Annotated in this window: 20 protein-coding genes; 4 read left to right on the top strand and 16 right to left on the bottom strand. The window is 64.9% G+C overall.

Annotated elements, in window-relative coordinates:
* Positions 1-114 precede the first annotated feature (114 nt).
* Entirely contained in the window at positions 115-1,248 is a 1,134-nt protein-coding gene (locus HG718_RS14280; protein ID WP_160586311.1) for a glutathione S-transferase family protein, read from the top strand.
* An 83-nt stretch (positions 1,249-1,331) separates the two neighbouring features.
* Entirely contained in the window at positions 1,332-2,450 is a 1,119-nt protein-coding gene (gene ada / locus HG718_RS14275) for a bifunctional DNA-binding transcriptional regulator/O6-methylguanine-DNA methyltransferase Ada (protein ID WP_160586310.1), read from the top strand.
* Here the strand turns inward: ada and HG718_RS14270 are convergent.
* The 4 genes from HG718_RS14270 to HG718_RS14255 all read right to left on the bottom strand — a co-directional run bounded on the left by HG718_RS14270 (position 2,447) and on the right by HG718_RS14255 (position 5,520).
* Complete coding sequence (locus tag HG718_RS14270; RefSeq protein WP_160586309.1) at positions 2,447-3,106, bottom strand: TetR/AcrR family transcriptional regulator; 660 nt, start codon at positions 3,104-3,106, stop codon at positions 2,447-2,449. The two genes, ada and HG718_RS14270, sit on opposite strands and share 4 nt — an antisense overlap.
* Positions 3,107-3,110: 4 nt before the next feature.
* On the bottom strand, positions 3,111-3,593 hold the full coding sequence (locus HG718_RS14265; RefSeq protein ID WP_160586308.1) for a nuclear transport factor 2 family protein: 483 nt from the start codon (positions 3,591-3,593) through the stop codon (positions 3,111-3,113).
* A 79-nt stretch (positions 3,594-3,672) separates the two neighbouring features.
* Entirely contained in the window at positions 3,673-4,155 is a 483-nt protein-coding gene (locus HG718_RS14260; protein ID WP_160586307.1) for a 2TM domain-containing protein, read from the bottom strand.
* Positions 4,156-4,323: 168 nt separating this feature from the next.
* A complete protein-coding gene (locus HG718_RS14255; RefSeq protein WP_160586306.1) occupies positions 4,324-5,520 on the bottom strand; it encodes an acyl-CoA dehydrogenase family protein in 1,197 nt (398 codons plus the stop codon).
* 186 nt (positions 5,521-5,706) lie between these two features.
* On the opposite strand from HG718_RS14255, the gene HG718_RS14250 reads away from it, so the two are divergent.
* Entirely contained in the window at positions 5,707-6,249 is a 543-nt protein-coding gene (locus tag HG718_RS14250; RefSeq protein WP_160586305.1) for a methylated-DNA--[protein]-cysteine S-methyltransferase, read from the top strand.
* 3 nt (positions 6,250-6,252) lie between these two features.
* Here the strand turns inward: HG718_RS14250 and HG718_RS14245 are convergent, their stop codons facing one another.
* The 3 genes from HG718_RS14245 to HG718_RS14235 form a co-directional block, all read right to left on the bottom strand.
* Positions 6,253-6,411, bottom strand: a complete 159-nt coding sequence (locus HG718_RS14245; protein WP_160586304.1) for a YqaE/Pmp3 family membrane protein — start codon at positions 6,409-6,411, stop codon at positions 6,253-6,255.
* A gap of 101 nt (positions 6,412-6,512) precedes the next feature.
* Positions 6,513-8,756: a copper-transporting P-type ATPase gene (locus HG718_RS14240; protein ID WP_160586303.1), complete on the bottom strand. Its 2,244-nt coding sequence runs from the start codon at positions 8,754-8,756 to the stop codon at positions 6,513-6,515.
* A 72-nt stretch (positions 8,757-8,828) separates the two neighbouring features.
* Positions 8,829-9,443 (bottom strand): TetR/AcrR family transcriptional regulator, encoded by a 615-nt coding sequence (locus HG718_RS14235; protein WP_160586302.1) that lies wholly within the window; start codon positions 9,441-9,443, stop codon positions 8,829-8,831.
* 155 nt (positions 9,444-9,598) lie between these two features.
* Between HG718_RS14235 and HG718_RS14230 the strand changes: the two genes are divergently transcribed.
* Positions 9,599-11,134 carry a flavin-containing monooxygenase gene (locus HG718_RS14230; RefSeq protein ID WP_160586301.1) on the top strand — a complete coding sequence of 512 codons (1,536 nt, stop codon included), beginning with the start codon at positions 9,599-9,601 and terminating at the stop codon, positions 11,132-11,134.
* A 29-nt stretch (positions 11,135-11,163) separates the two neighbouring features.
* On the opposite strand, the gene HG718_RS14225 is transcribed toward HG718_RS14230, so the two are convergent.
* The 9 genes from HG718_RS14225 to HG718_RS14185 all read right to left on the bottom strand — a co-directional run bounded on the left by HG718_RS14225 (position 11,164) and on the right by HG718_RS14185 (position 21,722).
* The gene (locus tag HG718_RS14225; protein ID WP_160586300.1) at positions 11,164-11,526 is read right to left on the bottom strand and encodes a hypothetical protein; all 363 of its coding nucleotides are present in this window, start codon (positions 11,524-11,526) and stop codon (positions 11,164-11,166) included.
* A gap of 111 nt (positions 11,527-11,637) precedes the next feature.
* Positions 11,638-12,405: an SDR family oxidoreductase gene (locus HG718_RS14220; protein ID WP_160586299.1), complete on the bottom strand. Its 768-nt coding sequence runs from the start codon at positions 12,403-12,405 to the stop codon at positions 11,638-11,640.
* Between the two features lie 47 nt (positions 12,406-12,452).
* Positions 12,453-13,268, bottom strand: coding sequence for an enoyl-CoA hydratase/isomerase family protein (locus HG718_RS14215; protein ID WP_160586298.1), 816 nt, complete (start codon positions 13,266-13,268; stop codon positions 12,453-12,455).
* An 80-nt stretch (positions 13,269-13,348) separates the two neighbouring features.
* The gene (locus tag HG718_RS14210) at positions 13,349-13,975 is read right to left on the bottom strand and encodes a TetR/AcrR family transcriptional regulator (RefSeq protein ID WP_160586297.1); all 627 of its coding nucleotides are present in this window, start codon (positions 13,973-13,975) and stop codon (positions 13,349-13,351) included.
* A 40-nt stretch (positions 13,976-14,015) separates the two neighbouring features.
* Positions 14,016-15,209, bottom strand: a complete 1,194-nt coding sequence (locus HG718_RS14205; RefSeq protein WP_160586296.1) for an acyl-CoA dehydrogenase family protein — start codon at positions 15,207-15,209, stop codon at positions 14,016-14,018.
* An 86-nt stretch (positions 15,210-15,295) separates the two neighbouring features.
* Positions 15,296-16,099 (bottom strand): enoyl-CoA hydratase/isomerase family protein, encoded by an 804-nt coding sequence (locus tag HG718_RS14200; RefSeq protein WP_160586295.1) that lies wholly within the window; start codon positions 16,097-16,099, stop codon positions 15,296-15,298.
* 162 nt (positions 16,100-16,261) lie between these two features.
* Entirely contained in the window at positions 16,262-17,317 is a 1,056-nt protein-coding gene (locus HG718_RS14195; protein WP_160586294.1) for a WD40/YVTN/BNR-like repeat-containing protein, read from the bottom strand.
* 308 nt (positions 17,318-17,625) lie between these two features.
* Positions 17,626-18,990, bottom strand: coding sequence for a DUF1329 domain-containing protein (locus HG718_RS14190; RefSeq protein WP_027840538.1), 1,365 nt, complete (start codon positions 18,988-18,990; stop codon positions 17,626-17,628).
* 167 nt (positions 18,991-19,157) lie between these two features.
* Positions 19,158-21,722, bottom strand: coding sequence for a DUF1302 family protein (locus tag HG718_RS14185; RefSeq protein WP_160586293.1), 2,565 nt, complete (start codon positions 21,720-21,722; stop codon positions 19,158-19,160).
* Positions 21,723-22,027: the final 305 nt, after the last annotated feature.

The raw sequence follows: 22,027 nt of genomic DNA, 5'->3' as shown, positions 1-22,027 counted from the left end.
GGAGAGACTGAAATGTAACTTTTTAGCATTCTACGGATGCCCGACCCCCTAAGGTCAAGCCCATCACCCCCGCATCACCGGCAACAGGCGGGCGGCACATACGGGAGAAAACCCATGAAGGTCTGGGGCGTCAGCGTTTCCTATTTCACCGGCAAGCTCGAAACCTATCTGCGCTACAAGCACATCCCCTACGAGATGGAGCCGCCCTATGCGGATGCTGTCCGCGTGCGCCGGATGGCGGGCGCCGTGCAGGTGCCGCTGATCGAGCGCGGGGACGGCCGCTTCATGTCCGACACCACGCCGATCATCCAGGCGCTGGAAACGGAGTTCCCCGCCCGCCCCGTCATGCCGCAGAACCCGGTCGTGCGCTTCATCGCGCTGCTGATCGAGGACTATGCGGATGAATGGCTGTGGCGCGTCGCCATGCATTACCGGTGGAGCTATGAGCACGACCGGGAATTACTGTCGCGCATCCTCGCCGATGAAGTGACCACCCATATCCGCCTTCCGCGCTTCGTGCGCCGCTTCATCCTGCGCAAGCGCCAGCGCGGCGGCTACGTGATTGGGGACGGGGTGACAGACAGCACCTGGGACCATGTGGAGCAGGGCTACTTCACCGCCATGCGCGCCATGCAGGACATGCTCCGGACTCGTCCCTTTCTGCTGGGCGACGCCCCCTCCATCGCCGATATTGGCCTGATGGGGCCGTTCCTGCGCCATTTCGGACAGGACCCGACGCCGGACGCCATCATGCGCAATGACTGGCCGGACATCGCTGAATGGGTGGCGCGCACCTGGAATGCCGGGGCGACGGTGGCCGACAGCGCCTTCCTCGACGACGTGCCTGCCGACGCAGCCGCGCTGCTGACGGAAATCTGCGAGACACATCTGGTGCAGCTTGAAGCCAATGCGCAGGCTGTGGCCGCGGGCGACACGCGCTTTGCCATGACAGTGCAGGGCTGCCCCTATGAGGACCTGCCCGCCTCCCGCTACCGGGTCTATTGCCTGGAGCGCCTGCGCGAGCAGTTCGCAGCGCTGGACCCTGCCTCCCAGGCGGCGGTGAAGGCCCTGCTGCCGTCCCCCCAGGCAGCCCTCATCTGGACCGACGACGTGCCCGCCGTCTCCCACTACGATCCGGACCGGCAGGCCCCCTACAACCAGGCCATCAAGGTGTTTGAGGCCAATCCCGTGGCCGAGAAATTCGAGTGGCTGCGCCGCCTCGGGCGCGCACCGGAAGCGGCGAATTAGACAGCAAGAACCGGAATGCGGCGGGCAGCTTGCCGGGGCAGCATGGGCGGTGGAAACTGAGACCCCGCGCCAAGGATGACCCCATGCCCTCGACATCGCTTGCAGCCCCGACCGGCACAAAGCCTGCCTGCCCCGACCGGTTCACCAGCACCGCTGCGCGCTGGGAGGCTGTCCGCACGCGCGACGCGGCGGCAGACGGGCATTTCGTCTATGCGGTGAAGACGACGGGTATCTATTGCCGCCCCTCCTGCCCGTCCCGCCCGGCCAAGCGGCAGAACGTGACTTTCTTCGACACGGCAGAGGATGCCGCAGCAGCCGGGTTCAGGCCGTGCAAGCGATGCGGCCGGGACAGCGATAAAGCAGCGCAGGCGCGCCGGGCGATGATCGCCAGGGCCTGCCGCATGATCGAGACGGCGGAAACGCCGCCGACCCTCGCCCGCCTTGCGGCTGAGGCCGGCCTCAGCCCGCACCACTTCCACCGCCTGTTCAAGCAGGCCATGGGCGTAACGCCGAAAGCCTATGCGGCAAGCCACAGGTCGCACCGCATGCGCGACGGCCTGACGGCAGGCGCAAGCGTGACCGACGCGCTTTACGACGCAGGCTACAACGCCGCCAGCCGGTTTTACGCCGAAGCAGACAGCACCCTGGGCATGAAGCCCGCCAGCTACGGCAGGGGCGGCAAGGGGGCACGCATCCGCTTTGCAGTCGGCGAAACATCGCTGGGGGCCGTGCTGGTGGCCGCGACCGACCGGGGCGTCTGCGCCATTGAGCTGGGGGACGACGCTGCCACCCTCGTGGATGCCGTGCAGGCACGCTTTCATGCCGCAGACTTCATCGGCGGCGATGCCGGGTTCGACAGGCTTGTGGCCCGGGTGCTGGCGCAGGTGGAACAGCCTGAGGCCGCCTTCGACCTGCCCCTCGACATTGAAGCGACCGCCTTTCAGGCCCGCGTCTGGCAGGCGCTGCGCAAGATCCCGCTTGGCAGCACCGCAAGTTATGCGGAGATCGCCCGGCAGATCGGCGCGCCCCGGGCCTCCCGCGCCGTGGCGGGCGCCTGCGCGGCAAATCCGGTGGCCCTTGCGGTGCCGTGCCACCGGGTGGTGCGCACGGGCGGTGCCCTGTCCGGCTATCGCTGGGGCGTTGACCGGAAAAAGACACTGCTTGAGCGCGAAGGCCCCGCAAGTGACAGCGACGCGTCCTAGGCCACGGCCTCCAGGGCCACGTCCAGCGACAGGCGGCTGCGCTTCAGCGTGTCGCGGAACACGGCGGGACGGTCCAGCGCCTGGGCCATCACCAGCCCGCCCTGGATATCCACCATGCAGGCCATGGCCAGCATGCCGGCCTTGTCCGCCGCCACGCCGCCGCGCCGGAGACAGGTCTTCAGCGCCGCGACCCAGCGGGTGAAGTACCCGGCGATCTCCCGGTCGAACGCATCCCGCGCGTCATAGAGCGAGAAGGCTCCCAGCAGGCAGATGCGGCGGCCCGAGTGGAAATAGTCATCCACCGCCTTGAACATGCCTGCCACGGCCTTGGCAGCCTCGGTATCACCTTCAAGCGGGGCGAAGACATGATCCTCGAACCAGCCATGCACATGGGCCAGCACGGCACGGGTCATGCCTTCCTTCCCGTCGGGGAAGTAATTGTAGAGGCTCCCCTTGCCCAGGCCCGTGGCCTCGGTGATCTGCCCGTAGGACGTGCCGTGATAGCCATATTCGCGGAACAGCTCCGCGATCAGCACCACAGCACCTTCCCGGTCCACCCGCCCCCTGGCCGATGCCCCGGCAGGGGCTGTTGCCTTCTTCCGTGCTTTCGCCTTTGCAGGAGGCGGGGCCGGGGCTGTCGTCGTCGTGCCTGGCATCGGGTCAGAGCCCCAGTTCCGTGAGGCCGGGATAATCATCCGGACGCGGACCTTTGTCCCACAGGAACTTGCGGTCGGCTTCATTGATCAGCACGTCGTTGATGCTGGCCTCGCGGCGGCGCATATGGCCGCTTGCGGCAAACTCCCACTGTTCATTGCCATAGGAGCGGTACCACTGGCCCAAGGCATCATGCCATTCATACTGAAAGCGCACGGCGATGCGGTTTTCGTGAAAGCCCCACAGCTCCTTGATCAGGCGGTAGTCGAGCTCACGCTCCCACTTTGCGGTGAGGAATGCCTCGATGGCCTCCCGGCCCTGGAAGAAATCTGACCGGTTGCGCCACACGCTGTCCGGCGTATAGGCGAGCGCCACCTTGGCCGGATTACAGCTGTTCCACGCATCCTCTGCCATCCGTGCCTTGCGGGTGGCAGTGAGAAAATTGAACGGCGGCAGCGGCGGGCGGTCGGCTTCAGCGGATGCACTCATGAGGCTACTCCAAACAACTTGTACCAATTGGTACAAACTTAGGAACGCGCGCGTCAGCCGTCAAGAGCAGACACTCGGCCTATTCGTCGGCGGAAGAACGGTTGCGGTCCAGCCGCTTGCGGATCTGGCGTTTTTCCCAGTCGGCATCAAACAGGGACACCACCTCAAAGACCGACAGCCCGTGCGCGGCCACGCCGATACCCCAGCCGAACAACGGCCACAGGAACCACAGCCGCTCGGCGTCGGAAAACAGGTTCACCAGGGCAAGCGCGGCAATCACCACCACATAGGTAGCCAGATGGCTGTAAAACGCCTTGATGTCGCGCACATAAGCGACCGCGCGGCGTTCCTCTTCAGTCAGATCTTTCTGGGCATACATGCTCGTTTCCTCGGCAAGGGTGGCGACATCCACCTCAAAAGCCGCAGCCAACGCACCGAGCGTGTCCATGCTGGCATTGCCGCCCCGTTCGAGCCGCTGGATGGTCCGCACACTGAGACCGCTGATGTCGGCCAGCGTCTCCTGCGACCATCCCCTTTCGACACGAAGCTTTCGGATCAACACCAGCCGTCTCCCTTCCATGCGTGGCCTGCGGTACCCCGGATCATCGCCGCGGGTAACCGCAAAGGACCACGTCACCATCCCGCCAGCCGCCCGCCAGATGCCTGACAGCAGCCTGATTAACCCCGGAAGGGCGGCATGAAAGCGGCTGAAGTCAGCCGATTTTCGCGACTAGAGCCCCAGCACCCGCTTGGCGATGATGTTTTTCTGGATTTCGTTGGTGCCGCCATAGATCGACTGCGCCCGGGTGGCGAAATAGGTGGAGACCGCTGGCGGCGCATAGGCAGTGACCGGGTCCGCCGCCCAGTCCGGCGACGCGGAATCAGGCGTTCCCACCACCGCGGCGCGGCCACAGGCTTCCAGCATCAGCTCGGTAATCGCCTGATGGGTTTCGGTCGCCAGGATCTTCACGATGGACGCTTCATTCCCCGGCGCCCCGCCATCGGCCACCGATGACAGGATCCGCAGCACCGTCGTCTCCAGCCCGTCCACCTTGATCTCGGTGTCGGCCAACCTGGCAACAAAGCTCATGTCATTGATGAGGGCTTCGTTGCCGCCCGCGAGCGCTGCCTTGGCGATGTCCTTGAGGTCCGACAGCATCTTCCGCTTGGCGCCGATGCGCGCATAGGAGGTGCGCTCATGGCCGAGTAGATAGGTGGAATATTCCCACCCCTTGCCCTCTTCGCCGATCATGTACTCGGCGGGCACGCGCACATCCTCGAAGATCACCTGGTTGAGGTAATGCTTGCCGTCGATGCCGATGATCGGCACCAGCGTGACGCCGGGCCGGTCCATCTCGCAGCAGATGAAGCTGATGCCCTGCTGCTTGCGCTCGCCCTTGGAGGTGCGCGCCAAAAGGAATATCCAGTCCGCGTGCTGGGCCGCCGACGTCCAGATCTTGTGGCCGTTGAGCACGAACTCGTCGCCGTCGCGCTTTGCAGAGAACTGCAGCGACGCAAGGTCGGAGCCCGAGCCGGGTTCGCTGTAGCCCTGCGCCCAGCCCATCTCGCCGGAGCGCGTGGGGCCGAGCCATTTTTCCTTCTGCGCGTCGGAGCCGAAGGTGTAGATCACCGGCCCCACATAGATCACACCCATGGGCGTCACCGTCGGCGCGCCCGCGCGCTCCAGTTCCTCATCGAAGATGTACTGCTCCTCGATCGACCAGCCCGGCCCGCCGAATTCCTTCGGCCAGGCAGTTGCAAGCCAGCCCTTGGCGCCCAGCGCCATTTCGGCCTTGCGCACTTCGGCGGTCGACAGCGAATGGCCCTTGCGGACCTTGTCGAGAATGTCTTGCGGGTACTCGGTGGCAAAGAAGCTGCGCACCTCCTGGCGGAACGGTTCAAGCTCCGGGCTGAAGCTCATATCCATGGGGCTCTCCCTGTATCGGCGGCGCCGGGCCCGGTGACGGACACAGCGCCTTTTGTCTGGTTCACCGCAAGCTTAGCGCAGACGCTGGCACCGCACGACAGGTCACGGGAAAATGATGGGCGGAAGCCGGACCCGATGACCCCACGGAGAGGTGCGCGGACGGGCCTGCACGGCTAGACTTGTGCCATGACCCGCGTCTCGCCCTATTCAGTTCTGGCCCGCAGCCTGTCCTATGACTGGCATGACAGCCCCGTCGGCCCATTGCTGCTGGCAGGCGACGACGCATCCCTGCATCTGATCGGATTTTCGACCGGCCCGAAGGAAATCGGTCCGGCGGATGGATGGCAGCGGGCGACAGCCCCCTTTACCGAGGTGCGGCGCCAGCTGGACGACTATTTCGACAGGAAGCGCACGCGGTTCGACCTGCCGCTCTCCCTCGGCGGCACCGCCTTCCAGAACGCCGTGTGGCAGCAACTTGCCGCGATCCCGTTCGGCGCGACGTGGTCCTACGGGCAACTGGCCAAGGCGCTTGGCAGGCCGGGCGCCAGCCGCGCGGTCGGTGCCGCCAACGGGGCCAACCCCCTGCCCATCGTCCTGCCCTGCCACCGCGTCATCGGCGCCGATGGCTCCCTCACCGGGTTCGGCGGCGGCATGCAGACCAAGACATTCCTGCTGGAGCTCGAGGGCGCGCTTGCGCCTCCCGGCCCCGAGCAGTTGTCCATGATTTGAGCCCTAGCGGCGGGCAATGATCCAGACGGCGTGGACGATGCCGGGGATGTACCCCAGAAGCGTCAGCAGAATGTTCAGCCAGAACTGCGCGCCAATGCCGACCTGGAGAAAGACGCCCAGGGGCGGCAGAAGAATAGCCAGAATGATGCGGATGAGGTCCATTGCTCAGCTCCCGTCATGAAACATGCCCCGCGCGGGCGGCGTGAAGACACGCCGTCCGCGCTGCTTGCACTGATAACCCCGTAATGCCGCTGTTTGTTCCCCTACAGCCGAACGGTGCGCAGGCGCAGGGCGTTGCCGATCACGGAAACGGAGCTGAGGCTCATGGCCGCGGCGGCGATCATCGGGCTCAGCAGGAGCCCGAACACCGGGTACAGCACCCCCGCTGCCACCGGCACGCCCAGCGTGTTGTAAAGGAAGGCGAACAGCAGGTTCTGCCGGATATTGCGCATGGTGGCGCGGCTGAGCCGCATGGCGCGCACAAGCCCCATCAGGTCACCCCGCACAAGGGTGATGCCGGCGCTTTCCATTGCCACATCTGTACCCGTGCCCATGGCGATGCCCACATCCGCCTGCGCCAGAGCCGGGGCATCGTTAATGCCGTCACCCGCCATGGCCACCTTGCGGCCGGCTTGCTGAAGCTCCTGCACGATGCGGTGCTTGTCCTCCGGCAGCACCTGCGCGTGCACCTGGGCGATGCCGAGCTCGCGCGCCACGGCCTGCGCCGTGCCTTCCGCGTCGCCGGTGAGCATGACGATGTCGAGCCCCATGGCGGCAAGGTCACCCACCGCCTGCGCCGTGCTGGCCTTGATAGGGTCCGCCACGCCGATGAGGCCGGCAGGGCTGCCGTCAACGGCAACCGCCATCACCGTCTGTCCGGCCCGGGCCAACTCGTCCATGCGGGTGCGCATATCGTCGGTGAGCTGAACACCACCGGCGGCCATCATGGCCGCATTGCCGACCGAGACCCTGCGGCCATCGACACGCCCTTCGACGCCCTTGCCGGTGAGGGAGTGAAAATCCACAACCTCAGCAAGCCGGTCCTGCCCCCCGGTCTCGGTTGCCGCCTCGACAATCGCCAGTGCCACCGGGTGACCGCTGCCCTGCTCGACCGAGGCGGCAAGCCGCAGCACCTCGTCGCGCGCAAAGCCGTCATTGGTCTCAAGCGTCACCAGCGCCGGTCGGCCTTCGGTCAAGGTGCCGGTCTTGTCGACGACCAGCGTATCGACGCGCTCGAGCGTTTCGAGGGAGGCCGCTTCGCGGAACAGCACGCCGCCCCGCGCCCCGCGCCCCGCACCAACCATGATGGACATGGGCGTCGCCAGGCCGAGCGCGCAGGGGCAGGCGATGATGAGGACGGAGACCCCGGCCACCAGCGCAAGAGACAGATTGCCGGTGAGGCCCCACCACGCGGCGAAGGCAATGACAGCGACCGCCACGACCGCGGGCACGAAATAGCGGGCGACACTGTCCGCCAGCCGCTGGATCGGTGCGCGGCTGCGCTGCGCCTCGGCGACCATCATCACGATGCGTGACAGCAGGGTGTCTTCCCCCACCCGCCGGGCTTCCATCACGAAGCTGCCGGAGAGGGTCATGGTGCCGCCGGTGACACTGTCAGCCGCAGCCTTTGTCTGCGGCATTGATTCGCCGGTCACCATGGATTCATCCACCGTGCCCGCACCGGACAGGACGACACCATCCACCGGCACCTTGTCGCCGGGGCGCACCCGCAGCCGGTCACCGGCCCTGACATCCTCCAGCGCCACATCCTGCTCGCGCCCGTCCGCCTTCACCCGGCGGGCGCGGGCCGGCGCCAGATCCATCAGGGCCCGGATCGCGCCCGACGTGGCCGAGCGGGCCCGAAGCTCGAGCACCTGGCCCAGCAGCACCAGGGTGACAATGACTGCCGCCGCCTCGTAATAGACCCCGACGCGCCCGAACATGCTGCGCATCGAGGCCGGGAACAGCTGCGGCGCGGCGGTTGCCAGCAGGCTGTAGAAGAAAGCCGCCAGCACGCCGAGCATGATGAGGGTGAACATGTTGAAGTTGAGCGTGCGCAGGCTCTGCACCCCGCGCGCCAGGAAGGGCAGCCCGGCCCAGAACACCACAGGCGCCGCCAGGGCAAGCTGCAGCCACTGCGCCATGCCGTAGCCGAGCCATTCCCCCAGCCATGTCTTGAGCCCGAGGCCCGGGATCATCTCCGCCATGGCAAAGGTGAAGAGCGGCAGGGTGAAGACGAGGCTGACCCAGAACCGGCGGCTCATGTCATCAAGTTCGGACGTGTCTTCTTCCGCTGGCGGCAGGCCCTCGGCTTCCAGCGCCATGCCGCAGATCGGGCAGGTGCCCGGCGTCGGCTGCCTTACCTCGGGGTCCATCGGGCAGGTATAGACCGTGCCCTGATAATCCGGCGGCAGAAGGTTATAGCGCCCGTCATCCGCCGCAGCGGCAGCCGCCTCGTCGCGGCCCGCGCAGCAGGAATGGTCATGGGATGAATGGGAATGGCTCATGGGTCGTCTCTGTTGCTGTGCCGGGCGCAGTCCCGGCCTGCCCAAGAGATGCGCCTTCCACCAGGGGGAAGGTCAAGACCCGTAAATCGTGGCGTTCCAGATATTGGCACAGGTCCGCCCCATCTCGTTTGGGTCATCGGGCTCTGCGCGCAGCAGATTGTCGCTCGACAAGGCATTGTTCATCAGGATCAGCGCCCGCGCCACGCGCTGCGGGTCCGTCACCTTTGAGCGGCCCAGCATCATCTGCTGCAGGATGAACCGGGCCGTGAGATCGACAAAGTAATCGAGGATGCGCTCGCGCCAGGCATCATAGACGCTCTCGCTGATGCTGGACGCCTGCCCCAGCGCGATCATCGCCGGGCGGTGCACATCCATCGCCACGAACATGTCGGTCAGGTGCCGGTGCGTATCCCCCAGATAATCATCGGTGCCGCGGCCATGCAGCCAGTCATCCACCGGCTCGCGGATCGCCTTTTCCAGCCGGTCGAGAAAGCCGAGCGCCAGGTCATCCACGCTCTTGAAGTAGTGGTAGAAGGACGACCGCGTCATGCCGGTGCGCTTCATCACCGCGTCAACGGTGAGCGCGCTGAACGGCATTTCCGCCAGCGCCGCTTCCGTGGCGTCGATGATCTCGTCGCGCGCCATTTGCGGCGAACGCCGGATGCGCTGATGCGACCGAACCGCCATGTCCCCTCCGATACGCCCGCTGCCGTTACCCGGCGCGGGTCTGGGTGTTGAACCCCAAATCTACGGCCTCGCCCCCTTATTGACAAGCCGTCAATAAGGGGGCACGCTCACTTCCAAGAAGCCTGCAAAAGGCAACAGACTGGGAGAGACGCGCCATGAACATGCATGCAAGCGACATGTCCGCCATGGGCTGGGCCAAGCGCGGGGAACAGCCGCGCATCGCCATCATCGGGGCCGGCATGTCCGGCATCGCCGCCGTGGTGAAGCTGCGCCAGGCCGGCTACACCGACATCACCGTCTATGAGAAAGCCTCCAAGGTGGGCGGAACCTGGCGCGAGAACCAGTATCCGGGCCTGTCCTGCGACGTGCCCTCGCGCTGGTATTCCTTCTCCTTTGCGCTCAACCCGGACTGGTCGCACCGCTTTTCCTACGGCCCGGAAATCCAGGCCTATATGGAAAAGACCGCGAAGGATTTCGGCGTTACCGACATTGTGCAGTTCAACACCGCCGTCACCGACCTCACCTATGAGGCCCCGCGCTGGCGGCTGACCACGGACAAGGGCGACGTCGAATATTTTGACGTGGCGATCTCCGCCACCGGCGTGCTGCACAAGCCGTCTTTTCCCAATATCGACGGCCTCGACAGCTTCGCAGGCGACAAGTTCCACACCGCCCGCTGGGATCACTCGGTGAAGCTCGAGGGCCGCAAGGTCGGCATCATCGGCACCGGCTCCACCTCCGCGCAGATCGTCGGCGCCATCACCCACAAGGTGGGCACGATGAACGTGTTCCAGCGCACGCCGCAATGGATGATCCCGCTGCCGCAGAAGGAATATTCCTCCGCCTGGAAATGGCTGCTGCGCAAGATCCCCGCCCTGCAGCGCATGACCTACCGCTTCTATTCGACCACCATGGCGAAAAATTTCGGCGCCGCGACCACCGGCGACCAGAAGAAGCTGGCCGACATCCAGGACGCCTGCACCAAGCATCTGAACGAAGCCGTCGCCGACCCGGAGCTGCGCGCCAAGCTGACGCCCTCCTACCAGGCCGCCTGCAAGCGCCTCATCTTCTGCTCGGACTTCTACCCGGCCATCTCCCGCGACAATGCCAACCTCATCACCGAGGGCATTGAGCGGATCGAGCCGAACGGCATCCGCACCGTGGACGGCAAACTGCACGAGCTTGACGTGCTGATCCTCGCCACGGGCTTTGATGCCGGTGCCTTCATCCTGCCCACCAAGGTGACGGGCGAGAACGGCCAGGACCTCGGCGAGACCTGGGACGGCTCTCCCCGCGCCCACCGGGCCGTGGCCGTGCCGGGCTTCCCCAATTTCTGGCTGCTGGAAGGACCGACGGGCCCCGTCGGCAACCTGTCGCTGATCTCGATCAGTGAGCACCAGGTGGATTATATCATCAGCATGCTGAACAAGATGCGTGATGCGGGCCTTGACGCCGTCTGCCCGCGCCAGGACGCCTATGCCGCCTACAACAAGGCCATGGCGGAACGCGTGCCGCAGACCGTGTGGGCGTCAGGCGGCTGTGACAGCTGGTACTTCGACAAGTCCGGCACGCCCAACCTCTATCCCTTCCCGCCGCAGCAATATCTCGACGACATGCACCGCCCGGACTTTGCCGAGTTCCGGCTGATCGAAGATGTGGCGGAAGACAGGGAATTGCAGGGCGCTGCATAAGCAGCCGGCCCGGACAGCGCCTGCGGGCGCTATACCAGCGTATCCAGAAGTGTTTCGGTGGTCTCGGCCGTTGCCCTGAAGGCAGCGGCCGTTGCCTTGTAGGCCACCTCCGCGCGGGTAAGCGCGACGCTAGCTGTCACGAGGTCCCCCTCCTGGCCGCCTGACGCAACCGTACCCACCTGCGGGGTGAACCGCGGCGCGGCCGCACCGGCATTTGCGCCCCCTGCCCCCGGCGCACCCGCCCCGAGACCATTGGGCCGGGCAATGCCTGCCGTCTTCTGATAGGCGGAACTGGCGGACTGGGCCGCGCGCACCACGTCGCTGGCTGCCTTGCCGACACCGGCACGGGCAAGCTTCAAACCGTCTGCAGCTGTGGAAAGCGGGCTGACCATGGGGCGAGAATGCCCGGCAGCCAGTAGCCGGATCAATCGCCGAGCGATGGAAGTGCTAACCAAATCCTAATCCCCGTCCCGCGAGGGGACAGGGACCAGGACCTGTGAGGATTACATGGCGGAAATGCCGCCATCGATCTTGATCTCGGCACCGGTCACGAACCGGCTTTCATCGCTTGCCAGATAGAGCACCGCATAGGCCACGTCATTGGGCTCGCCGATGCGGCCGAGCGGCACCTGCTTGGCCAGCTTCTCTTCGCCATTGGTGGTCTTGGCGAACAGCCCCTCAAGGATCGGGGTGCGGATGAAGGTGGGGTGCACGGAGTTTGAGCGGATATCATAGCCACGCTTGGCGCAATGCAGCGCCACCGACTTGGAGAACAGCCACACACCCGCCTTAGCCGCGTTATACGCGCCCATATTGTGCCCGGCGATCAGGCCCGCGATCGACGAGATGTTGACGATGGAGCCCGGCTGATGCGCCTTCATGTGACCGAGGGCGTATTTGCAGCCGAGGAACACGCTGTCGAGATCAACCGCCTGAATCTTCTTCCAGTTTTCGAAGGTCTCGTCCTCGACGGGCGCCGACCCGCCGATGCCAGCATTGTTGACCAGGATGTTGAGCCCGCCGAGAAAGCCGACGGCGGTCTCCAGCGCGTCCTGCCATTGCTGCTCGGAGGTGACATCCAGCTCGACGGCGAGAGCCATATCCGGATGCGCCTTGTTGATCTCGGCGGCCACCTGCTCGGCGCCCGCGAGGTTGATGTCGGCGATCACGACGCGCGCGCCTTCCTCAACCAGCAGCTTTGACGTTGCAGCCCCAAGGCCCGATGCCCCGCCCGTGACCATGGCCACCTTGCCTGAAACACGTCCGCTCATTGTTGTCTCCTATTTTCTCAGGTTACGGATGAATTGGTGTCGCGCGCTCACTCGCCGGTGAACCGGGGGGCGCGCTTTTCGAGGAAGGCGGTGATTGCCTCCGTCTGATCCTTGCCGGTGGCCGCCAGCGCGAACTGGTCGCGGTCCATATAGGTGGCGACCGGGTTGAGCGCCTTGGCGGCCATCTCAAGCGACTGCTTGGACATGCGCAGCGGCACTGGCGGCACCGCGGCGGCCCGGGCGGCAAGATCCATTGCCGCGTCCAGCGCTGTACCGTCCGGCACGACCTCCTCGACGAAACGCCAGTCAAGCGCGTCCGGCGCCTTGAGCGCCTCGCCGAGAATGACGAACAGCTTGGCTCGCGCCGGGCCCATCAGATTTACCAGCCGCGGATTGGAGTGCCAGCTCATATTCATGCCGAGGGGGATTTCCGGCAGGCGGAAAGAGGCCGACTGCGCGGCGATGCGGATGTCGCAGGACCCCACCAGCGCCACGCCGCCGCCGATGCAATGACCCTCGATGGCGCAGATGGTGAGCTGCTCGAGCGCTTCCCACGCGTCGCACATATCCGGCCCCACCCGCAGCGCATGCCGCCGCGCCATCAGCCCGCCGTCGCGGCCGGACGCCATCTCCGGGTCCTTGAGGTCCGCCCCGGCGCTGAAGATTTTGTCGGTGCCGGTAAGCACGATCACATGGGTGGAGATGTCATCGTTGAACATGCGGGCAATGTCGGTGAGCTCCCGCATCGCCGCCCGCGACAGAGCATTGAGACCGTCCTTGCGGTCATAGCGCACCAGCGCAACCGGGCCGCGCCGCTCGATGGTGGTGAAGTCGCGGGTTTCGATCTCGCCTGTCTGCGGCATGGCGGTCATGACACTCCCTGTACGCTGTCGTCTTTTGGTTGGAGGCGACACGCTAACGGAACGCGGACCCTGCGGAAAGCTCAGCGTGCAAGCCCGAGCCAGAGAAGCCGGCCCGCCGCATCGATGACAGGGTCTGTCAGCGCAAGGGCGCCGGTACGGGCGTCCCGCGCGAGCCCGGCGGCGGCGTGATGCAGCACCGAAGCCGTGACTTCCGGCGGCGACATGCGGATCTCCTGCCGGTCCATGGCAGCGCCCACAATGCCTTGAAGTGCCATCCGGTAGGCACGGGTTGCAGCCCGCGCATCCTCCTCAAGCTCGGCCATGGCGGCGTGGGAGTCGAGGAAGGCCGACGCATCCGGATGGTCCCGGTGCCAGACCACGAGGCGGTGCCAGTCTCCCGCGAACCGCTCGGCCACAGGAAGACGCGTGTCGCCCCGCGTTTCCATCATGGCGGTCAGCGCCGACTGCCAGTGCAGATAGACCGCGTTGAGCAGCGCATCCTTGGTGGCGAAATGCCGGTAGATGGTGCCGGTGGCCACGCTGGCGGCCTGGGCGATCTCGGGAACGGCGGTCGCGTGATAGCCCTTGCGGGCGAACAGGGCGAGGCCGGCATCCAGAATGCGCTGCCGCTTTTCATCTGCCCGCGCCGGGCTTTCCGGTGGCACGGGAGCGGATGGCGGAACGGGAGGAGGCGTCTTGTCCGTCACTGCCGTCTCCCCCCGCTTGTCCTGTGGCTCTGATACGGCGTCAGAGCGTCGTTGTGTCGGTCTCAAGGCCGAACAGCAGCCGGCCCGTCAGCTCCCATGTGGCGGGTGCCGTCATCATGTGCTGGGTGGCCACATGCACATCACGGAAGGCGCGCTGGATGGGTGCCTTGCGGTGTACGGAACTGCCGCCGCCGATCAGATACATCCGGTCCACCACCCGCGCGGAGGCCGTGGTGGCGTGGGTGGCGGCGAGGCGGATATCCCGGCGCATCTCGACGGGAATGGCGCCCTGGGACGCGGCTGTGTCCCAGGCAGTATCCACCGCTTCGGTGAGGAAGGCCCGGGCCGCGCGCAGCTCGGCCTCGGCCTGGGCCAGTTCGGCCTGAGCCTGCGGACGGTGCGCCAGCGTCTTGCGGCTGCCCTGTGGCACTTTGCCCCCGCCCATCTCGATGATCTCGTTGATGGCCTGGCGCGCCAGCCCCGTGGCGACGGACGCGATACCGACCGCCAGCAGGCCGAACACCGGGAAGGCATAGAGCGGATTGTCGTTGGCCGGGGGCCGGGTGATATCGGCACCATGGCCGACGGGCACCTGAACGCCAGCCGCTTCAAAATCGCTGCTGCCGCTGCCGGCAAGACCCGACGGGTCCCAATTGTCATGCAGGGTGAGGTCAGCGGCGCGCATGGCGAACATCTGGGTGCGCGGGGCGCCCCGCTCATCCAGCACCGGCTCCCCGCCTGTGATGAGCCGGGCACCGCCGAACACCCATTGCGCGTTGTGCGAGCCGGAGCCCCACGCCCAGCGGCCAGACACCCGTGCCGTCTCGCCTTCAAGCTCCGCCTTGCCCATCGGCGCGAAGACACCGGCAGTAATCGTGTCCGGATCATCGCCGTAAATGCGCGCGGCAGCGTCCGGCGCCAGATAGGCGGCGGTCAGCCCCGTGGTCGAGCCGATCATTACGCACCAGGCGGCCGAGCCGTCCGCCTGGGCCAACGCGTCAATGACGGCGGCGATCTGCCGGGGCGTTGCTTCAAGGCCGCCAAGGGCCTTGGGCACCGCCATGCGGTAAAACCCCGTGCGCGCAAAGCGGTCGGCAATGTCCTGCGGCAGCTGTCGGGCTGCCTCGATCTCGGCTGCGCGATCGCGCAGCTCGGCACTGAAGGAATGCGCCGCGGCCACCAGCCCGTCTGCCGTGGTCGGATGTGTCACGATCGTCGCCGTATCCGTCGCCATCTCTTGCTCCCTGACTGTTTCGGGCCGGTTGGTCCGGCCTTGTCGTTTCGTGTTCTCTGGCCTGCCGGCTGACCGGCCTGCGCGTGCTACCGGCCCGTGAAGGCCGGGGCCCGCTTTTCGAGGAAGGCCGACACGGCCTCCCGGTGATCATCCCGTGTGAAGGAGATCATCTCATAGGCGAGCGAGGCGTCAAACACGGTTGCCGCGAGCCTCTTGAGCTCCATGTTGACTGCGGCCTTGGTGTGCTGGATGGCCTGCGGCGCGCCTCGGGCAAGCTTGCGCGCAAATGCCATGGCCCGCTCCTGAAGCTCCGCATCCGGAACGACATGGTTCACCAGCCCGATCCGCTCGGCCTCCGCCGCCGGGACCGGGTCGCCGGTCATCAGATATTCCTTGGCCCGCGCATAGCCGACAAGCTGCGGCCAGATCACCGCACCGCCGTCACCGGCGACAAGGCCGACCTTCACATGCGGGTCCGCCACCTGGGCGCTCTCGCCCATGAAGATGACGTCGCTGAACAGGGCAAGGGTGGCCCCGAGCCCGACGGCGGGGCCGTTGATGGCCGCCACGATGGGCTTTTCCACGTCCAGAAGGCTCGTGACGATGCGGCGGCCCTCGGCGACGCCCGGCCCGGCCACCGTGCCGTCGAGCGCGGCCTTCATCCAGGCGATGTCGCCGCCGGCGCAGAAGGCGTTCCCTTCGGGGTCGCCGGTGAGCACGATGACCGTGCTGTCAGCATCTTCCTGCGCATCGACAAAGATGGAGGCAAGCTCGTGGTGCATCTGCTCGTCCACCGCATTGCGGAGGGCGGGGTTGGAAATCATCAGGGTAAGGATGGTGCCGTCGCGCTCCGCGCGGATGCGGCTATAGCCGGAAAACCGGTCACTCATGAACTGCCGTCTCCCCTTTGGCCTGATCGGCCTTTTATGGTTCAGGCAAAAAAGTACCGCCGCCCCGCATCATGCGCAATTGCCTGAACGGCGGGCATGAGCGGGAACGACGGTTGCTTGTGTCAGGCAGCCATGCGGCGGCCTGTCCGGTAATGAACGGCATCAGCTGCCGCTGCGGAAGGCCTCCGCATTGTCCGGATGCTTCACGGCACCGGGCTCACCGAAGATGATGACGTGCCCGTCGGGCCCGTTGACCACGGCGGAATAGCCCTTGCGGTCCGGACGGTCGACCACGTCGAAGCTGCGGCCATTGTCGGTGCTGTAGGCAACACCGCCATTGAGACCGGCCAGCACAACCGTGCCGTCTTCCAGCAGCGTGGCGCCGCCGAAGGACTTGCGGGAACCCGTGTCCACCTGGGCCCAGGTCGTGCCACCATCATCGGAGCGCCAGACATTGCCGCGCATGCCGTAGATCAGGATGGAGCCGTCATTGAGGGTGATGCCCCCCCAGAACGAGCCGAAATAGGGTGTCTTGATCGGCTCCCAGTTGGCACCGTTGTCGGTGGACCGGAAGATGAAGCCGGTCTCAGCCGCGATGAACAGGCTGCCGCTGGGGCCACGGAACAGGCCGTTGAGATGCGGCTCATATTCCAGGCCTTCGAGCGGCGGGGGCGGGTCCGGAATGACCGACTGCAGGTTCCAGGTCTCACCGCCGTCGGTGGTGGAGAGCGCCGTGGAGAATGCGCCGACGGCGATGCCGTTGCGCGCGTCGGCAAACATCACGGAGAACAGCGGCATCTCGGCTTCCGGGTCGCTGTATTTCAGCTCCCAAGTCTCGCCGCCGTCTTCGGTCTTGATGATGACAGCGTCATGGCCGACCGCGTAGCCGGTCTTGTCGTCGACGAAATAGACGCCGGTGAGAAGGGCCTGGGTCGGCACCTGCGATGCCTGGCGCCAGGTCTCGCCCCGGTCGTCGGAAATCACCACATGGCCGAACTGGCCGACGGCGACAATGCGCTCGCCGAGATCAGCGGCGGCAACCAGCAGGCTCCTGGCCGCAAGGTCGGACGGCGTTGCCCAGCCCTTGCTTTCCAGCTCGCGGATCTGCGCGGCTTCTTCCTGGTTGACGGTCGGCACGGCCTGGGCCGGCAGGGAAGCGATACCGGCCATCATCAGCGCGGCCGCACTCCCCATCAGAACGTTTTTCAGTTTGCTCATCGGTTTACTCAATCCACTCGGTTATGAGCATGCGGCCCTCCTGACGAGGCCCGGTGCGTGTCTGGGGCGCCGGTCGGCATGGTGCCATGCAACCGGCCTTGGTGGATGTCACCACCCGGGATCACGCTGCCCTCCCTGTTATCTTGCCAGTGTCGCATAACCCGCGGGTTAGCGAAATGGGCGGACAAGGTAAACCGCCCTGCCGCCATGGAGTAGCTGTATGGCATAGGGGGGTTCAGGCAGCAAACGGGCCGGTCCTCGGGAATGAGGACCGGCCCGCAGGTCAGTCGTGTCAGATCAGGATCGTCTTAGCGCACACCAAGCTGGCGAATGGCGCTCGGCGTGTAACGGTCCGGATTGAGCTCGTCGGCGAAGTAGTTGATGCCGGGCTCTTCGTTCTGCATGGCGAGGGCGAGATAACGACCGTTGCCGGTGTCATACACGATCTCGGCAGCCGAACCGCAGAGCGGCACGTTGTAGCGCTGGATCGTGTGCAGTTCCTGCACGCGCCACAGTTCACCACGGCCGTCATAGAGTTCGGCCTGAGCCAGCTGCCAGGCATCCTCATCCATGTGCTTCACACGGCGGCTGTAGATGTGGCGGGTATCGGAGCGCAGATTGGCTTCGATGGTCCACACACGGTGCAGCTCGTAACGGATCTTATCCTGGTTCAGGTGACGGGCCTGAATGAACTCGTCGTACTTCGCCTGTTCCGCGTCATAGGTGTTGTAGGCGATGAGCTTTTCGCTCTTGCCCTTAACGGTCCAGTCGAAGCGGTCCGGGGCGCCGTTGTAGCCGTCGAACGAGTCCGAAGTGGACAGGCCGTCGGAGTTGGTGCCCGGGTTGTCATAGGCGATGTTCGGCGCGCGGCGCACACGGCGCGTGCCCGGCGAGTACTGCCATGCCTTGCGCGGATCAAGCGCACGGTTGAGGGTCTCGTGCACCAGGATCACGTTACCCGCCGCACGGGCCGGAGCCGTCGTGTTGGCGATGTAGTAGATCGAGATGTTGTCGAGCTCTTCTGCCGCACCCTTGGAGGGATCCGACCACTGCAGGATCGCTTCGTCCTGCACCGTCTGCAGGGTGTAGTCGCCCGTCGCGGTCACCGGCGCAGCGGTGAACTGGCGGGTGAGCTTGAAGGAGCGATAGCGCAGCGTGTGGTTCCAGATACCTTCCAGACCGCTGTTGATGATCGGGAACGGCGTCCCCATGATGCCCTTGCCGACACCATTACCGCCGCCGACCAGCTCAGCCACCGTGGCGTTGCGCTTGTTGGCTTCGTAGACGAACTCCGGGAACGCGCAGGTACGGCGCGTCTGGTAGACGTTCATCTTGTAGGTGTCATAGGTCGAGAGCATCTTCTTGTAGCCCTCGGTCAGCACGGAATCGTACTGGCCCATATTGCCCGGCGTGACGGTGTATTCCACCGCGTCGCTGGCAAACGGATTTGCGAGACGCTCGCCCTGGGTCACCGTAATGCCCGGCGGCGGCGTCGGGATGCCGCCGGTCCAGGCCGGAATGGCACCGCCATTGCCTGCCTTCTCGGCGCCCATCGGCGTGAGATCCTTGCCCAGGCGGTCCGCCTGGTCCTGCGACACCTTTGCCGAGGCAACCGTCACGCCCAGCGCGACACTGCCCAGCAGAGTGGCCGCAAGAATGCCACTGGATTTCATCAAATCTTCCTCCACTGAAGGTTTTTATCGGCCTTGCCAGCGCGTCATCACGCGCGCCGGTCGCGGTCCGTTCGTGTTCCCCACGAGTATTTTTAGCGACTTCCGGGCCGCATTGCCAGCAAAGGCATGCGGCCCGGGGTCAGTGCGTATGTATCTTTTTTGTAATCTTAGAACGAGTAGCTCGCGCTAAGGGACACGAAGTCCTGGTCCAGGTTGCGGTGGTACTTTTCCTTACCCATGAAGTTGGTGTACCCCGCGGTCAGGCGCCACTGGTTCTGGTAGTTGGCCGACACCGACAGACCAAGGGTCTTGCGGTCTTCCGAGAAGTTGGAGACCGGAGCCGGCGTGAAGCCTTCAAGATCGTGGCGGTAGGAGATCTGCGGAGAGATCGTCCAAGCCGAACCAAAGGCGTTGTTGTAGTCCAGACGGGTGAGCAGGACGACACCGTAAGACGTTTCCGTCGCACGGCAGCCCGAACGGTTGTCCAGGGCCAGCACGCCACCCAGCGGCAGGTCCGTACCGGACACGCACACATTCTGGAAGCGGTAGAAGCGGTCCTGCGGCGCACCGGTGTTGGTCACCTCATCCGGCACATCCGGCACGTGCACCAGGCCGAATTCCGTCACCAGGATACCGATGTCGGCACCCAGGAAGTCGATGAGCGGGTTCGAGTTGGTGTAGGTGGCCGTCGTACCGATCTGGAACGTGAACATCTCTTCACGCACAAAGGCCGGGTTGGACTGACCAATATTGCCGACATTGCAGTTCGTGCCGACATCAAAGCCATCGCGCAAGGGCGACGTGCTCAGTTGATTAAGGGGGGAAGACCCCAACGCACCCAGAATAACGCCAGACGCACCGGCACCGCTGAGAGCATCGCCAAAGCCCACGACACCGGAGCATTGTCCGGAACCAGCCGCAGCAATGGTCTGCTGATCGGTATCAGTCTGGAACGGCATGTTCGGACGGAAAGTGAATTCGCCCTGGACACCCCAGTCACCGATAGTCGTATTGAAGCTGATACCCCAAAGCTCAATGTCCTCGGGATAAACCAGCGTTGTGGTCAGATCCTGCTGGAGCCCGAGCACAGGCTCGCCGTCAATGACCAGGCCACTCGGCACAACAGACGTATCTGCCGTCGCTGCGACCAAAGCACAGTTGATTCGCGCAGCATCAAATGCGTTGGCACCGTTGGCCGCAACACTTGGCGCAATCGTACCAGCAGCAGGGTTCGCAGCTGCCGTCAGGATCGTATCGGCAAACGCAGCAAGATTTCCGAGGATACCGTTCGGGTCGGACACTGCCACGTTTACCAGCGATGCCATTGCTGGATCAGCATATGCACCGCCACCCAGGAAATTTGCACAGCCAATACCGCGAGGGGCTTTTGAACCGGCAGCACCGCCTGCGGTCTCAGACCCCAGAATAACCTGCGGCAGCGCACCCACAGTCGGGGCAACCTGCGCGTAGGGCAGACGGCTGTGATAGTTGACGTAGTAGAAGCCAAACTCGGTGGAGTTCAGGTCTTCGGAGTACCAGCGCAGGGCAACACCCCACTGGCCGCTGTCATCCGGATCCTGGTCAGCGCCGCGGCGCGTACCCAGAAGCGGGTTGAGAGCGATAAGCTCCTGTTCGGCGCGGCCAACAGTGAGGGCCGTGTCAAAGTCGCGGAACGAGCCGTCCACGCAGCCAGGGAAGGCATTGAGTGCCTGCGCTGCGGCTGCCTGGGCACCAGGCTGCAGCGGAGCGGGCAGGAGCGCAGTTAGGCCACCACCAGCTGCCGAGAGGGCAGTAAGCCCTTCAAAGCCAGAACCCGCGCAATTCTGGCGCACGGAGTTCGGGAAGGCACTGCCGGAATAGAAGCCGATGCCCTGGTTGCCGCCGAATGATGAATTCGGGTTGGCAACGTCGGAGCCGGCGAAGTGCGTGCCGGCCACGTCGAGCTGGAACGGCTCCCAGTCAAGCTGGTAGAAGGCTTCAAGAGACAGGTCGAACGGCAGGCCAACGGAGCCGTACAGGGCCCAGACCGGAAGCAGACCTTCCTTGATTTCCACGCCCGGGCGGCGGAACGCGCTGACATCAACCGGGTTGACGACGTTCACACCGTTGAAGATGAAGGTCCCTTCACCCCAGGAGATCACCTGCTTACCGGCGCGGATGTTGACCGGCAGGCTGCCCACATCAAAGTCACCGGAAATGTAGAGGTCGAGCAGGCGGATATCGCGGCCCACTTCCTCAATGTTGTTCCGGTCGATGCCCGAACGGTTGTAGCCGTCGTCACGCGCCTGGATGAAGTCGTAGAACTCGGTCACGCGGCTGAACAGCGTGAAGTTCCGCCAGGTGGCCTGGATGTCGTGGGTGGCCTTGATGTTGGCGGAGGTCAGGTCGCCTGAATCGAAGTTCAGGATACCGTCGTCGCCGTTGATCGAGGCACCGAAGCTCTGGTCAGGCGCGGCATTGGTGGTCACCGTGCCGGTGACACCCAGCGCCGACGCAGCGGCCGGGTTGGCCACGGCCGTGATCGGGCCCTGGTTGCCGCCATTGGCTTCAGACAAAAATGCCTTGCGCTCATTGGCGACACTCATCTGCGCGCCAACGGACACCGTTGTATCAAAGAAAATTTTCACTTCGCCGAGTTCGGTCGACAGCGCTAGCGCCTGCCCCCCCGAAGCCAGCAGACCCACACCCACGGCACTGCCGAGAAGTGCGGATCGCAATGTGCGAGTAGTCATATGAGCGATCCTCCTCGATCCTCGCTTTTCAGACGTAATGACTACGCAAGGAGGAGAAGGGTCACTCTTGATACATAAGAGTGGAAGTCCCTGTCCCCCCGGCCAGTCAGCATCCCTCACGACTAGACCACTGGATGGACCCCATCCGAGTCAACCGGATTGTGACGGTTTATGACGGCGCCCCGACATCATTGACCCCGGGTATGGCTTTTTGGTCACGATTTGAGCAGATTGCTAAATGAAAGACTCATTATTCACGAATTGCTGCGCCGCAATATTTCTTTGAAACCGGGGGGTTAACAGCA

Source organism: Pyruvatibacter mobilis (assembly GCF_012848855.1).
GTDB classification, from domain to species: domain Bacteria; phylum Pseudomonadota; class Alphaproteobacteria; order CGMCC-115125; family CGMCC-115125; genus Pyruvatibacter; species Pyruvatibacter mobilis.
This window is presented reverse-complemented; position numbering and strand designations above follow the sequence as displayed.

Coding starts and splice junctions, on each gene's coding strand:
- HG718_RS14280 (WP_160586311.1), top strand. CDS start 115: ATGAAGGTCTGGGGCGTCAGCGTTTCCTATTTCACCGGCAAGCTCGAA.
- HG718_RS14240 (WP_160586303.1), bottom strand. CDS start 8,756: ATGAGCCATTCCCATTCATCCCATGACCATTCCTGCTGCGCGGGCCGC.
- HG718_RS14200 (WP_160586295.1), bottom strand. CDS start 16,099: ATGAGTGACCGGTTTTCCGGCTATAGCCGCATCCGCGCGGAGCGCGAC.
- HG718_RS14245 (WP_160586304.1), bottom strand. CDS start 6,411: ATGGACCTCATCCGCATCATTCTGGCTATTCTTCTGCCGCCCCTGGGC.
- HG718_RS14250 (WP_160586305.1), top strand. CDS start 5,707: ATGACCCGCGTCTCGCCCTATTCAGTTCTGGCCCGCAGCCTGTCCTAT.
- HG718_RS14230 (WP_160586301.1), top strand. CDS start 9,599: ATGAACATGCATGCAAGCGACATGTCCGCCATGGGCTGGGCCAAGCGC.
- HG718_RS14205 (WP_160586296.1), bottom strand. CDS start 15,209: ATGGCGACGGATACGGCGACGATCGTGACACATCCGACCACGGCAGAC.
- HG718_RS14235 (WP_160586302.1), bottom strand. CDS start 9,443: ATGGCGGTTCGGTCGCATCAGCGCATCCGGCGTTCGCCGCAAATGGCG.
- ada (WP_160586310.1), top strand. CDS start 1,332: ATGCCCTCGACATCGCTTGCAGCCCCGACCGGCACAAAGCCTGCCTGC.
- HG718_RS14185 (WP_160586293.1), bottom strand. CDS start 21,722: ATGACTACTCGCACATTGCGATCCGCACTTCTCGGCAGTGCCGTGGGT.
- HG718_RS14190 (WP_027840538.1), bottom strand. CDS start 18,990: ATGAAATCCAGTGGCATTCTTGCGGCCACTCTGCTGGGCAGTGTCGCG.
- HG718_RS14195 (WP_160586294.1), bottom strand. CDS start 17,317: ATGAGCAAACTGAAAAACGTTCTGATGGGGAGTGCGGCCGCGCTGATG.
- HG718_RS14215 (WP_160586298.1), bottom strand. CDS start 13,268: ATGCCGCAGACAGGCGAGATCGAAACCCGCGACTTCACCACCATCGAG.
- HG718_RS14265 (WP_160586308.1), bottom strand. CDS start 3,593: ATGAGTGCATCCGCTGAAGCCGACCGCCCGCCGCTGCCGCCGTTCAAT.
- HG718_RS14255 (WP_160586306.1), bottom strand. CDS start 5,520: ATGGATATGAGCTTCAGCCCGGAGCTTGAACCGTTCCGCCAGGAGGTG.
- HG718_RS14270 (WP_160586309.1), bottom strand. CDS start 3,106: ATGCCAGGCACGACGACGACAGCCCCGGCCCCGCCTCCTGCAAAGGCG.
- HG718_RS14225 (WP_160586300.1), bottom strand. CDS start 11,526: ATGGTCAGCCCGCTTTCCACAGCTGCAGACGGTTTGAAGCTTGCCCGT.
- HG718_RS14220 (WP_160586299.1), bottom strand. CDS start 12,405: ATGAGCGGACGTGTTTCAGGCAAGGTGGCCATGGTCACGGGCGGGGCA.